General features: G+C 40.5%; 7 protein-coding genes. 3 read left to right on the plus strand and 4 right to left on the minus strand.

Translation table 11 applies throughout. The features are described 5' to 3' along the window. Positions 1-29: 29 nt before the first annotated feature. Both JWR61_RS02740 and JWR61_RS02745 read right to left on the minus strand, forming a co-directional pair. On the minus strand, positions 30-3,191 hold the full coding sequence (locus JWR61_RS02740; protein WP_301926324.1) for a tail fiber domain-containing protein: 3,162 nt from the start codon (positions 3,189-3,191) through the stop codon (positions 30-32). A gap of 57 nt (positions 3,192-3,248) precedes the next feature. Continuing rightward, complete coding sequence (locus JWR61_RS02745) at positions 3,249-5,456, minus strand: T9SS type A sorting domain-containing protein (RefSeq protein WP_301926325.1); 2,208 nt, start codon at positions 5,454-5,456, stop codon at positions 3,249-3,251. A gap of 560 nt (positions 5,457-6,016) precedes the next feature. On the opposite strand from JWR61_RS02745, the gene JWR61_RS02750 reads away from it, so the two are divergent. Continuing rightward, entirely contained in the window at positions 6,017-7,474 is a 1,458-nt protein-coding gene (locus tag JWR61_RS02750; RefSeq protein WP_301926326.1) for a M20 family metallopeptidase, read from the plus strand. 99 nt (positions 7,475-7,573) lie between these two features. Here JWR61_RS02750 and JWR61_RS02755 read toward each other — a convergent pair whose 3' ends face one another. Together JWR61_RS02755 and JWR61_RS02760 are read right to left on the minus strand one after the other, a co-directional pair. Beyond that, positions 7,574-8,071 carry a hypothetical protein gene (locus JWR61_RS02755; protein WP_301926327.1) on the minus strand — a complete coding sequence of 166 codons (498 nt, stop codon included), beginning with the start codon at positions 8,069-8,071 and terminating at the stop codon, positions 7,574-7,576. Between the two features lie 235 nt (positions 8,072-8,306). Further along, complete coding sequence (locus tag JWR61_RS02760; RefSeq protein WP_301926328.1) at positions 8,307-10,448, minus strand: M1 family metallopeptidase; 2,142 nt, start codon at positions 10,446-10,448, stop codon at positions 8,307-8,309. A 154-nt stretch (positions 10,449-10,602) separates the two neighbouring features. On the opposite strand from JWR61_RS02760, the gene JWR61_RS02765 reads away from it, so the two are divergent. Further along, positions 10,603-10,845, plus strand: coding sequence for a hypothetical protein (locus tag JWR61_RS02765; RefSeq protein ID WP_301926329.1), 243 nt, complete (start codon positions 10,603-10,605; stop codon positions 10,843-10,845). A 677-nt stretch (positions 10,846-11,522) separates the two neighbouring features. Beyond that, a complete protein-coding gene (locus JWR61_RS02770; RefSeq protein WP_301926330.1) occupies positions 11,523-13,841 on the plus strand; it encodes a GH92 family glycosyl hydrolase in 2,319 nt (772 codons plus the stop codon). The last annotated feature ends 6 nt before the right edge of the window (positions 13,842-13,847 follow it).

A 13,847-nucleotide genomic window follows, 5' to 3' on the forward strand; every position in this document is an offset into this window, starting at 1 on the left:
TAAATTTCAATTCATCTGCGGAAAACCCGTCACTTTTTTTCCGCTGATTTTTCAATCATTTTCTTCAACGCTTCTATTTCCTTTTGTTGTTCTTTAACTGCATTGATCAATACAGGTACCAGTTCTGCATAGTTTAATCCCAATGTTTCCTTTGTTTCATCTCCGCTTACCACTTCAGGTACGATGGCCTTTACTTCCTGCGCTATCAGGCCAACTTTGTTATTACTGCCAGGCGTTGTTTTCCAATTAAAGCTTACGGGCCGCATAGCCAGCACTTCTTTTAATCCATACTTTAAATCCAGGATATTTGTTTTCATTCTTCTGTCGGATGTTTGTATTGTTCCATTGGTGGCGTATACCGCATTCCATTTGTAAGTAGATGTACCTATGGTGCCACTGCCGGAAGTTCTTGGAATGATATTACCTGATACTACTAATTTTTCCGGATTGGTTGTAGCTGTACCACTAACATTTCGGAAGGTACCGCCAATACCCACATTACCATTTGCGTCAATCCTCATTGCTTCATTTCCGTTAGCAGTAACAGTACCTGCAGAACCATTGTTGGTAAAAAATATCATGTCCTGATTGGTGGCACCATTACCAATAAAAAAATCTGCTGTGGCGTTGGAATATAAATAACCGACGTTAACCCTGTTTAAAAGATTGGAATTGTTATTGGCATAAGATGAACTATTGATACCCATATCAATATAGTTGGTTGTATTAGTTCCATTATCTGCGGTAGCAACAATATCAGAACTGGCTGAATTACCACTGTTTCTGTTTTGAACACCAATCTGAACATAATTATTGATATCAGCATAAGCACCAATAAGATTGCTGGTGGAAGTAGTGCCTCCATCTACCAGTAATTTTTCCGGTTGACTAGCATCAAAACTGGTGCTGCCAATACCAATATTTCCATCCGCAGTAACTGTCATTTGGGTGGTATTATTTGTTATAAGAGGAAGGTCATAATTTCCAGTGGTACCGAGTTTTGTAGTGGCACTCCCTGTATTACCAACCAAAGCCCACGCATTAGAGGACGAAGTAGTCAATGAAGCCGGACTTAATCTTTTAACTACACCATTAGAAACTGTTAAAACACTATCGGTATTGGCACCCGTTTGAAGTCCTGTAAGCTGCAATGGATTAGAAGCAGCACTTACTTGTAATTTGTATGAAGGGCTGGTGACACCAATACCTACGTTTCCGTTACCATCTATGCGCATCCTTTCATAGGTTGACTGTATCTGGCCTCCCGTCATAAACACTAAAGACTTCGAAGCATTAGCTGTACCCAATAAGAAATTATTACCCTTTGTGTATAGATAACCATCGTTAGCGCCTCCCATTACGCTGCTGGTATTACCACTGCCATTGATTCCCATATCAATATAGTTGGTAGTTTCATCTCCATTGTCGGCTGTAGCCACCACGTCAGAGGAAGCATTGGTACCTGAAGAATTATTTTGAATATTTAGTTGAAGATAATTATTGACAGAACCCTTACCTACTATGGCATTTACAGAAGAAGTGGTACCTGCATCTACTAATAATTTTTCAGGATTGGTGCTGTTAAAAATTGAACTGCCAATACCAACATTTCCTACGCTATCAATCATCATTCTTTCAAGATTATTCGTTCTCATTCTCAGTGATACATTATTTGTGGAGCCAACAAATTGTGAACCAGCGGTAACGGAGTTTCCTGTTAAACCCCAGGCAAAAGCTGCGCCACCGTTAACCGCGGTATTAACAAAAGCCGTTGTGGCAATTTGCGTAGTATTGGTACCTGCGATCGCCGTCGGCGCTGCCGGAGTACCAGTTAGCGTTGGTGAAGCAAGTGGTGCTTTTAAAGCGTCATTTCCATTTATTTTTTGGATAGCTTGTAATATATTATCTGTCGCAACAACCGTTCCTGATCCGGATGTATAGCCCGTCAATACCTTTCCAATAACGGCTGCGTTACCTACAACGGTTGCTCCTTGTGTACCGGTAACTTCTCCTGCCAGGCTGCCTGAAAAAGATGCTGAACTGCCTGCACTAATTGCTGCTTTTACAAAAGCAGTAGTAGCAATTTGAGTTGTATTGTTACCAGTGGCTGCTGTCGGCGCTACAGGCACACCTGTTAGCGCGGGTGAAGCAAGCGGAGCCTTGGCTGCCAAATCCGTTATCAAATTATTGACCTGACTTTCATCAATGTTCACTGATAATCCTGCAGCAGTTCCAGTTGTATTTTGATTTAAGGTTGGAAAATCAGCGGCTACTGCAATAGATGGAACACCTGTACCGGTGGTATTTTTAAGAATACCGGTCCCAAGTCCTGCCAATGAAGTGCCGTTTATTTTTTTCACAATGGTTGCACTTTGTATACCGGTCACATCACCTGCAAGGCTTCCAGTAAAAGAACCGGCGCTTCCTGTTATATTTCCCGACGGAATTACATAATCTGTTCCAGCGACAGCGGCACTAATGGTTGTTCCATTGCTTTTTACTATGCCATTAATCGCTCTTACTATCGGATCAGTTTCTGTGTAAGAACTCAAAAAGCCGGGGGTTGTATTTACCCATTTGCCAGTAACGATATTATATTGCAATATCTGGCCATTGGCCGGGGAACTGATAGTCGCATCTGTTGCACCCGCTAAACTGGATGAGGAAATGTAACCGGATGGATTAGTGGCGCTGTAAGGTGTAAACCCCAACGCAGTCTGCTTGCCGTTAAAAATGCTCCAGTCCGCGGCAGACAACGCTCCCCTGTTGGTTGCAGACGCGGTAGGTATATTGAACGTATGAGTACTGCCCGAGCTGGTGATGGTAAAATCTGTTCCCGTAGCGCCCGTTGCAAATGTTTGAATAGTACCCGTTAAACCATTGATAGATGTAATAGCATTGCCACTGTATATTAAAGGCGTCCATACCGGTGCTGCCGGAGTACCTGTATTTACTTTAAATCCATTATCAGTTGTATTGAATACCAGCAAGCCCGTTGCCGGTAACGGGATGGCATTCTGCTGCGTTGTAGTCATCCTGGGTAACAAAAAACCCTTGGTAGTACTTGCAATATCCACCATAGCGCTGGCATCTGGTGTTGAACCATCTGCGTTAACTGCCATGTTCTGTGCCTGCACTGAATGAATCATGCAGGAAGTTCCACACAGCAAACCAAGGATAAAATGTTTCATGTATTTAAATTTAGATACTGGCATATTTTGAAAACATGTAAGGGAAATTTAAACTGCTTATTGTTCTAGAATTAAGGATCGTGTTTCAATTGGCTTTGAAGAATCGACGGCAATTTGTAAGGTATACTGTCCCGCCGGCAATTGCTTTCCTGTCGTTAATTCCAGCGCTGTACTGCCGCTGCCTACGAATAATTCTGTGCTCCGGATTAACTGACCATTGCTGCTAATTAAACTAAATTTATAATTACCGGCCGGCTGGTTGGCGAACTCAAGGTGGATGTTATTTCCCTTTACAGGATTCGGATATATAGTAAACGGAATCATTTTGCGCTCCATTACTAAATGTACCAACTGGCTGTATTTCACGGTATCGTTCAAATCGTACCATTTAATTCTATAAAAATTATTTCCCTCGGTTACTTTGGTATCGATCCACTTGTAGACGTTTGCAGCATTTCTATCAGCTGTTGCCATTGTGGTATTCACAGACCTAAAAACCCTTCCATCAGTTGATTTTTCAACATCATATTTCACAATATTGATCTCGTTTTCTACAGTCCACTCAACCGCTATATCGCCATTTTGATGATATGCCTTTACTGTTGTAACTGTTACCGGTAATACTACGGCCGGCTTAAATACGATTTTAAAACGAGTTGGTGCGGCAGAGGCAGCAGCTGTGCCGACTGAAAAATTTACAGTAGTTGAGCCGTCAAGGCTGATCGTTTTAACGGTGCCGAGATAGTTGTCCACCAAATAACCAATCATATCCGGGTGTTGCAGGTTGGCTGCGTCAAAAACAAACTGGTAGGCTCTTTGGGTTGTTGTTGTGAGCTTAAGATATATGGTATCGTTTGAATGAAGTGCCGGTCTTCTTTCTGCAGCGAGAGAAATCGTATTTCTTACGATGCTTAAATTTTCGTTTGTATTGCCAAATTTTACTGCATCGTCCCGGTCTATTCCACTACTGAATATATTATTGAATTCTGCAAAAGTACCGTCGGCAAGCGTTGTAGTATTATCTGCATTTAACAAATTCAACTTCACTTTTAGTATCCCTGACGGAACGCCATATGGCCTGAATCCAACGTTACTTCTATTTGAAGATTTGCTTGATTCGTTAAAAGTGACAGATGCCTGGTTGTTATTTTTTGTTTCTACAAAAAACGCCTGACCAGATTGGATATCTGTTGTTTGGGCACTTGGTACGGACTGACTCCAGGTTCCTGTAAAAAGCGGGTCATCCATCATTACATAACCGCCTGTAAGGTTTAGCGCCGGATCCCATACATAAAAGCGGTTTACGAGATTGTTTAACGAAAGGTTCGCAAAATTTACCGGAGAAGCATACGGATTGCCGATCAGTGTATATTTACCAGATACAGAAGAAGCAGGGAAAGTCTGCGTGCCTGTTTGTAGTGCACCAATGCTGCTAACTGTTGTGTTTGTAAAAGTGCAGGTACACGTATTGGCAGGGTTACGGTCACCCCTTATGAATATAAAATACCCGGTATTGTCGGCACTGCCGGTGTTACCGGCAGAAATAGGCACTTTGGTATTTAAGACATTTACTAAAGCCTGCGTACTGTAATTCCAGGTTTTCATTGAAACTGAATTTTGAGCACTTACATCCAACCCATTTCCAGAAGCCCCGGTAGGATTTGGTCCTGTTACTAACAGCCCTATACCAGGATTATCGGCGCCACGATCCTGCCAAGTATTGTATATCGTATTTGAACTGGTAACAGGTGCGGTCATCAACCTCCAGGCTCTTTTTCCGGGAATATATCTTTCTACAGTTGCTTTACCTATAATCTGACTTGTTGCTGCAACAGGCGCTACTCTTGCAGTAAGGTTGACATCCGATCTTAATGTTAGGTTACTGTCTGCATATAAATTGCCCCCATTTACCGTAAGGACGTTCGCAACAATTGCCTTTGATTTTAAAGCAACCCCGTAAGCGGATTTTATAACAGATAAATTATTAAATGTTGAAGTTGTATTTCCACCAACGTATGCAGTGGTAGTATCAGTACTACCAGCGAAAACAACTGTACTGGCACCGGCAGCAAAAGTGCCATTATTTTGAAATGCTGCATTATTGATCACCAGTGACACCGTGCCATTTAAAACAAGACTGCCGCCCGTGTTGATGGTTAGTTTTTGAGCATTGACAGTATCACATAACCCTACAACAATAACAAACGTGACAAAGAATGAATAATTTTTTAATGAAGGTCTGCTTATGGTTAAAAATGGTTTCATAATTTGGGTACAGTTTTCCGGAGGTAATGGGTTGTAGTCTGTTTTTTAATTTGCTGGCATTTTTTCTAACAGCTTGTAGTTAAATTTCCACAAAAACTAAAATTTGTATTGTAAAACGCAATTCTACTTTTGAAATTGTGCCTGTGTTGTTGGTGCAGTTATTTGAAGAATTTGTTTTCATGGTAGGTTTACGTTTGTCACACATAGCGCATAACCATGCCGTGTTTATAAGGTATTTATAATCATTGAGTTACAACTATATTTGTCATACTCCTTTCCTGATTATGGAACTGAATTTCTAAAAAACGGAACGAAACAAAAATATTTTTTTAGTACTGCTGTAATAGAACTTCTACAAAAACAAGTACCTCAACATAAAAAAGGGCATCCCATTATTTCTGTAAAATTGAAAAAAAGGCACATGGTTTATCAGGTTATAAAAACTGTGGTTAAAGTCTTTTTTTGAAAAGTGAATCAATTTTGTAACTGCCTCAGTTTTTTTATTACCGTAAATCTGGCAAGGCTAAAGGCTTTCGCTTAAATTGTGCTAAATATGTAGCATGAAATTGAATTACCGGACAATATTTTTACTTCCAGCTGTTTTACTCACCAATTTTTGTACAGGTCAGAAAAAGGCTTCAGGTGCGGAATCATTTAAGAGCCAGGCGATAGCCGACATACAGGCGAAATACCAGGACTACCGTCAGACTGCCATGCAGATATGGAACTTTGCTGAGGTTGGTTACAAGGAAGAAAAAAGCACGGCATTACTGCAACAGGTATTAAGTGATAATGGCTTTACCATTCAAAAAGGCGTCGCGTCAATACCAACCGCCTTTGTTGCAAGCTATGGCACCGGGCAACCGGTAATCGCTATCCTGGCAGAGTTTGACGCTTTGCCCGGCTTGTCCCAGGAAGCCATTCCGGAAAAAAAGAGTATACCCGGCAAAGCTGCCGGCCAGGCATGCGGCCATCATTTATTTGGAACTGCTTCAGTAGCTGCCGGCATTGAAATAAAAAAACTGATTGAACAAAAAAAGCTCACCGGTACAATCAGGGTTTATGGTTGCCCCGCGGAGGAGGGCGGTTCCGGAAAAGTATTTATGGTGCGGGCAGGTTTGTTTAATGATGTGGATGTGGCCATACATTGGCACCCGGGCGATAACAATAGTGTTACCATGATGAGCGCATTGGCAAACAAGTCAGCTAAATTCCGTTTTCATGGTATATCAGCACATGCTGCGGCTTCGCCTGAAAAAGGCAGGTCTGCCCTGGATGCAGTAGAAGCAATGGATAATATGGTTAATATGATGCGGGAACATATTCCGCAGGAAACCCGGATTCATTATGTAATTACCAATGGAGGTAAAGCCCCTAACGTGGTACCGGATTTTGCAGAGGTGTATTATTATGTACGCCATCCTAAGAGAGAGGATGTAGTGAAAATATTTGATCGTGTAGTGAAAGCTGCCAACGGAGCGGCAATGGGAACTGAAACTACTGTTGACTACGAAATTATCGGCGGAACACACGACCTGCTTTTAAATAAAACACTGGCCGAAGACATGCAACTAAACCTGGAAAAAGTAGGAGGCGTGCATTTAAGTGCTGATGAAATTGAATTCGGGAAAAAATTGCAGATCAGCTTTGGTCCAGCGCCACCTGAAATTGCTACCGCTGCCATTGTAAAACCGTTAAAGGCGGGAGATACCTCAGGTGGTGGTTCTACAGATGTTGGCGACGTGAGTTATGCTGTGCCTACGGTTGGTATGCAGGCCGCCACATGGATACCGGGCACTCCGGCACACAGCTGGCAGGCCGTTGCCTGCGGGGGAACTGAAATAGGAACAAAAGGTATGATGGTGGCGGCCAAAACAATGACGCTGACTGCCATTGATCTCTTTTTGAATCCTGCACTGATTGCAAAAGCAAAACAGGAATTTATACAGGATAAAGGCGATTACCAGTACAAAGCTTTGCTTGGGGATATCAAACCAGCTTTGAATTACAGGGATTAATTCATTTTAATAACTTAACAAAAAAGCTTCCTTTACGGAAGCTTTTTTGTTAAGTATATATTTTTAGGTTGCAGGCAAAGCTGTTAAATTCCTTATGATTTATTCGTGTATGAAATCAGTTCTTGAATAGGTGCCGGGCGAAGCATGCTCACCTTTTTGAAAACTAAAGTGCACAAAGTTGATGCCTTTTAGTTCGGTGAGATTATAAGTGACTTCTGCCATATAGGCCTCTGCGCCACTGGATCCTGTTTGGCTGGTTAAATAATTAGCGTTACCGACTTTTATAAAAATGCTGTCGTTGGAAACCTTGTTTAGACTGAGTTTCATCTCAGGATAAATTTCGTTGAAGGATTGAATAATATGCTCTGCTGTTAAAGAGTCTGCAGGAATCGGCCTGTTTCTAACCATCGTAAAACCTTTTTTACCGGAAAAGTCAGCAAACCAAAAATAGTGCGTGTCTTTATAAATATTGGCGGTGTCAGTAGTTACAACAGTGGAGGTAGTGTCGACCACTGGTTGATTCTTCTCAGATTCTTTACTATGGCAGGAAAAAATTACCGGCAACAAATAAAGAATAAATACAGCATACTTTTTCATGATTGTTTTTTATGGGTTACAAGTCAGCAATCTTTGTATCCAAAACCGTGCAAATTTGCCTTATTAAAAGTACTAAGCAATTTATAATATATAATGATAGTTGTCATTATCCCAGATGATTCTAGAAAGCAAAAAGCACTTGATCAAAATAAAAAAATTACCAGTTCAAAAAAATACGGGATGTTATAGTTTGTTGACTGTTTCCATTCCGCATTTTTTGATAAGAAGTTATTTGCTATTTGTCCTTTGTAAAAATATAACTGCCACCGCCCTGCGACAGGGAAAGTTCGTTTTTAACTAAATCGAAAACAATAACCAACCCCGCGGCTTCAAAACTAAAGCTGTCTTTGCCTGTATTATTAAGAGCTATTTTCTCCTGACCTGTAGCTTCCAGTTGAAGGCTGTTATCTTCATTTGTAAAAGTCAGTTTAATCGGGATATTTTTGTTTGAATATACCCCGGTGTATTTATCAAAATTTATTGTTGCAACAGTATTTATCTTCTTTACACCCCATTTATTATTGCTCTCATCTGCATCCATGTAAATACCGCCATCCAGTTTTAAAAAAGCAATTTTCTTTTTAGTTTTAATGTTAATGATAGCGGCTTGCAGGTTCTTTTCCCAAATGCCGGCCGTTGCATGAATGGTTTCTTTTGTACTATCAGTATACTCTACCAATACGTCTGTTGGTATTGCAAAGCCGCCAATGTTTTTTATGGTAAGAGAATAACCTCCGGCCACAGGAGCCAATTTATCTACCGCAATATCCATGTAATAAGTACTCAAAAACCAGTTACTGAAAAACCAGTTCAGATTTTTTCCGGAGAAAGTTGAAAAGCTATTAAACATATCCCATGGAATTGGGTGCTTGCCATGCCAGCTATCCATAAATCCATGCAAAGACTTTTTGAATAATTCATCGCCGAGCATATCTTTTAACGCCAGGTAAGCAAGTGCAGGTTTACCATATTCATTATGTCCCATGGCTTGTCCGCTTAAAATATTTACCGGTGTAATGATGGGCACCTGTGTTTCATCTGATGGATTTAGAGCCCAGCCTGCAACCCTGAATTGTTTGAAAAAATTATTCGCTTTTTCTTTCCCAAGATCCACTTGGCCTATCAGGTTTTCGAATGCTGTTGTCCAGCCTTCATCCATAAAACCATAGCGGTGTTCGTTGATGCCCATGTAAAAAGGAAAATAAGAATGTCCTACTTCATGCTCAGCAATAAAGCGTTGCATAATGTCGTCATCCTGGCGGCTGTCGTTGGCCATCATCGGATACTCCATATCCGCAAATCCTTCTATGATTGTGCTTTTGGGAAAAGGATATGCTACCCCTGGCCAGTTATTACTGTACCAGTCAAGTGAATGCTGAATGTGCTTTACCTGGTTATGAAAATTAGTGGCGCTATTTAAATAGGCGGACTGACAACTCGCCCTGCGACCGGTTTTTTTATCCACCAAAACACTTGCAGCATCCCATACATAATGGTCGCTTATGCAATATGCCATGTCACTGATATCAGTTGCTTTCCATTTCCATGTGTTGGTTGCATTTTGTGTGGTTATATTCTTTGCTTCAATATCTTTTTGGGTAGCAACATTTATCACATCATCACTCGTAAAACTTTTATTGAATTTTTCGAGATAAACAGGTTGTAATACTTCCGCAGCATTTAATAAATCACCGGAGCCCCAAACCAAAAAGTTTTTAGGAACGGTAACGGCAACGGTGTAGTCATTAAAATCATTATAAAACTCCTGAGCATCTGTAAAGTCCATTCTGTCCCAGCCAAACACATCGTCCATTACCGCAACTCTTGGGTAAAAATAAGCCAGGAAAAAACTGGTGCTGTCGAGTTTGCCTTCCCGGCCACTACGGTCACTTAAATCATAATGCCATTTAAAACTTAATTGTACGCTGTCGCCTGTGGCAACAGGTTTGGTAAGGCTTACCCGTTTCCATGTTTCGCCACGGGCATCGCCAAAATTGGTAACCGTGCCGTTTTGAGTAAACTGATCAATATGAATACCGGTAGTTAAATAGTCTGCTCCGGTTGCGCTTTGCCTTTCTGCTCCCGGATTATGAATGTTCATGATCAGTTTAATTACAATGCTGCTGATTGGCTTTGGGCTGTTGTTGATATAGGTAATGGTTTCATCACCGGTAACGGTTTTTGCAGGCGGTGCAACTGCAACATTAATGGTATACCGGCCATAGTTTTGCCAGTATTTTTTTCCGGGTCTGCCGTCCATGCTGCGTGTTTCATTGGTGTATGCCTTTTTTATATTTTGTGGCATATATACAGGCTGCTGTGCATATACAATATTGGTTGCTGCGATCAGGCAGGCCGCCAAAAAGACTTTGTTCATACTATATTTTTTAATGAAAATAAGAAGCGGCAATGTACCAACTATTTATTTTACATAAGTGGTAATAATATTTATAAAGGTATAACTCCGTAATCTTGTTTACAATTTACGTCGCGTCAGCCGAATTTTATTTATTCAGAAAAAAACAAATGCGATGAATAAAATTTATAACCCCGATGATGGCTATGATGTATTTTATCAGCCTTATATAAACAGTATGCTGCAAGATGGAAACCGGTTGCAGCCTTTAAAGAATATAGTGGAAGAGACCCCCAGCATGGTAGTAAACCTTTCCGAAGAAAATTTAATCACTGGTACAGTCAAGGTACGTGGATCCTTAAAGATATTGTTCTGCACCACTCCGATTGTGAAAGAATCATTATCTATCGTGCATTAAGAATTGCCAGAAGCTATGACACCAATCTGCCTGGATTTGATGAAAATCTTTTTGTTTCAACTACCAGTAGCGGTAGCAGAACTACCCAAAAAATGTTATGGAACAATTACACTTGTACCGAACAGCTGGCGTTTTTTTATTGTAAGATTAAGTGCTGGATACTATAGGAACTGCAAATGGTTTTGCTTTAACCTAAAGATTATTAATTAATCATTTGTATGGCCATCATCTAGACCATCTCAATGTTACCAGGGAAAGATGTTTATAGTGAGTTTTTTAGAAAAGGTTTAAGACAAATTTTAAAAAGAGAAGCCAGGATAAAAATCCAGCTTCGTTTTTTGTCCAATATCCTATGAAAAACCTATTCATCTAGTTGTAATAACTGTGCCAATGTGTTTTACGTTATTACTTAACCATGGTCGGGAATAATTTTCCTCACATACAAAAATGAAGTTTTGCGTCTTTGGTAATTCTGTAGAGATCGTTCCCTGTATCTATTAAGTTACGATCATATATTATTAACATGCATCGTATAAACATTACCACACTTAAATTGCAAATGTGATATCAGAAAGAAAATGACAGACCTGTTTTTTACGACTTATTTTTGCAGGCTTAATTTGTATAAACGATCCTTTTAAGGACAGCATTCACCATACTAAATTTGTAAAAAATACATGAACATTTATTTGAAAATAGCTAACTGTGTTGTTACACTTTCTTTTTTATCATTTAATTATTTTGCAGCTAAAGCCCAGTCGCAGCCTGACCTTGCACAATATGCCAAACCCATTATCGGCACTCAAAAAATGGGGCACACTTTTCCGGGCGCCACTGTACCTTTTGGTGCCGTGCAGTTAAGTCCTGATACAGACACATTACCCTATGAATATAACAACCGTTACAATAAAGACGTATATAAGTATTGCGCCGGCTACCAGTATGATGATAAAACGATTGTTGGCTTCAGTCATACACACTTCAGCGGTACCGGCCACAGTGACCTGGGCGACTTTTTAATTATGCCAACTGTTGGTGCATTGCAATTAAATCCCGGTACAGCTGATCATCCTGAAAGTGGCTACCGGTCGGTTTTTCATCATGAAACAGAAGTAGCAGAACCTGGCTATTATAAAGTAAAATTAGAAGATGATAATATCCTTGCTGAAATGACAGCCACCACGCGGGTAGGCTTTCATCAATATACTTTTCCTAAATCAGACCAGTCGCATATTATACTGGACCTGATGGCTGGTATCTATAATTATGATGATAAAAATGTCTGGACATTTGTTCGCGTAGAGAACGATACGTTAGTTACCGGTTATCGCCAAACCAACGGGTGGGGGCGCACCAGAACGGTTTATTTTGCCATGTCTTTTTCAAAGCCAATGGCTGCTTATGGTTGTAAAGATTATTCTAAAAGACAGGTTTACCGTGGCTTCTGGGGTAAATTCAACCAGTCAAAAAATTTCCCTGATTTAGCCGGCAAGCAATTGCGTATGTATTTTGATTTTGCAACCGCAGCCAATGAAACGATGAAAGTAAAGTTTGCCTTGTCTCCGGTAAGTACCATCAATGCACTGGAAAACATGCGTACCGAATTACCGCATTGGGATTTTGAAAAAACAAAGCAACAGGCAAAACAAGCCTGGAATTCAGAGCTTGGCAAAATTGTGATTACTTCAACCAGCAATGAAGAAAAAATTAATTTTTATACCGCCATGTATCATGCAGCTTTAATGCCAACCGTGTACATGGATGTAAATGGTGAATACAAAGGTCTTGATCAGAATGTACATAAAGCAACAGGCTTTACCAACTACACTTCTTTTTCTTTATGGGATACTTATCGTGCCTTTCATCCTTATCAAAACATAGTTAATCCAACCCGCAATGCGGATATGGTAAAATCTATGCTGGCGCATTATGATCAGAGTGCTTTGCACATGCTGCCCATCTGGTCGCATTATGCAAATGATAACTGGTGTATGAGTGGCTACCACAGTGTTTCAGTGATTGCTGAAGCAATTATAAAAGGCACTGTTACGACAGATTTAGATAAGGCACTGGATGCATGTATTGCAACAGCCAATCATAAAGAGTATGATGGTATCGGTTATTTTATAGACAAGGGTTACATACCACAGGATAAAAATGGTGTCTCTGTTTCTTCAACGCTGGAATACGCGTTTGATGACTGGAGCATTGCACAACTGGCAAAAAAATTAAACCGGCAGGATGTGTTTGAAACTTTCAGCAGGCGTGCGCAAAACTGGCGCAATGTATATGATTCTTCCATTGGTTTTATGCGACCACGCTTAAGTGACGGCAGTTTCAAAAAAGAATTTGATGTATTGAAAACAGATGGCCAGGGGTTCATTGAAGGCAACACCTGGAACTACAGTTTATATGTGCCGCAGGACCCTGTAGCCATGATACAATTAATGGGAGGTAAAAAAAGATTTACAGCACATTTGGATTCATTATTCACCATGCATTTACCCGATGAATTTTTTGCAGAAACAGAAGATATAACCCGTGACGGAATCATAGGAAATTATGTACATGGCAATGAGCCGGCGCATCACGTAGCTTATTTATACAACTGGACTGATGCACCATGGAAAACACAGGAGCGGGTGCGTATGATTCTTAAAAACCAATACCACAGTGGATCTTCTGGCCTCGGTGGCAATGATGACTGCGGTCAAATGAGTGCCTGGTATATTTTTAGTGCGCTTGGGTTTTACCCTGTAGCACCTGCATCAGGGCAATATTGGTTAGGTAGTCCCGCTATACAAACAGCCAGTGTTCATTTGGAAAATGGAAATACTTTTTCAGTAACCGCCATTGATCAAAGCGATAAAAATGTGTATGTAAAAAAAGTGCTGCTGAACGGTCAGTTACTCAACCGTCGCTATATTACGCATGATGAAATTATGAAGGGAGGTAAGCTTGAATTTTTTATGAGTGCGAAGCCGGTTAAAAAATAAACCTTT

The organism is Ferruginibacter sp. (assembly GCF_028288465.1).
Lineage (GTDB): Bacteria > Bacteroidota > Bacteroidia > Chitinophagales > Chitinophagaceae > Ferruginibacter.

Excerpts from the sequence above, each read along its gene's own strand:
- JWR61_RS02740 (WP_301926324.1), bottom strand. The coding sequence starts at position 3,191 with ATGAAACATTTTATCCTTGGTTTGCTGTGTGGAACTTCCTGCATGATT.
- JWR61_RS02745 (WP_301926325.1), bottom strand. The coding sequence starts at position 5,456 with ATGAAACCATTTTTAACCATAAGCAGACCTTCATTAAAAAATTATTCA.
- JWR61_RS02750 (WP_301926326.1), top strand. The coding sequence starts at position 6,017 with ATGAAATTGAATTACCGGACAATATTTTTACTTCCAGCTGTTTTACTC.
- JWR61_RS02755 (WP_301926327.1), bottom strand. The coding sequence starts at position 8,071 with ATGAAAAAGTATGCTGTATTTATTCTTTATTTGTTGCCGGTAATTTTT.
- JWR61_RS02760 (WP_301926328.1), bottom strand. The coding sequence starts at position 10,448 with ATGAACAAAGTCTTTTTGGCGGCCTGCCTGATCGCAGCAACCAATATT.
- JWR61_RS02765 (WP_301926329.1), top strand. The coding sequence starts at position 10,603 with ATGAATAAAATTTATAACCCCGATGATGGCTATGATGTATTTTATCAG.
- JWR61_RS02770 (WP_301926330.1), top strand. The coding sequence starts at position 11,523 with ATGAACATTTATTTGAAAATAGCTAACTGTGTTGTTACACTTTCTTTT.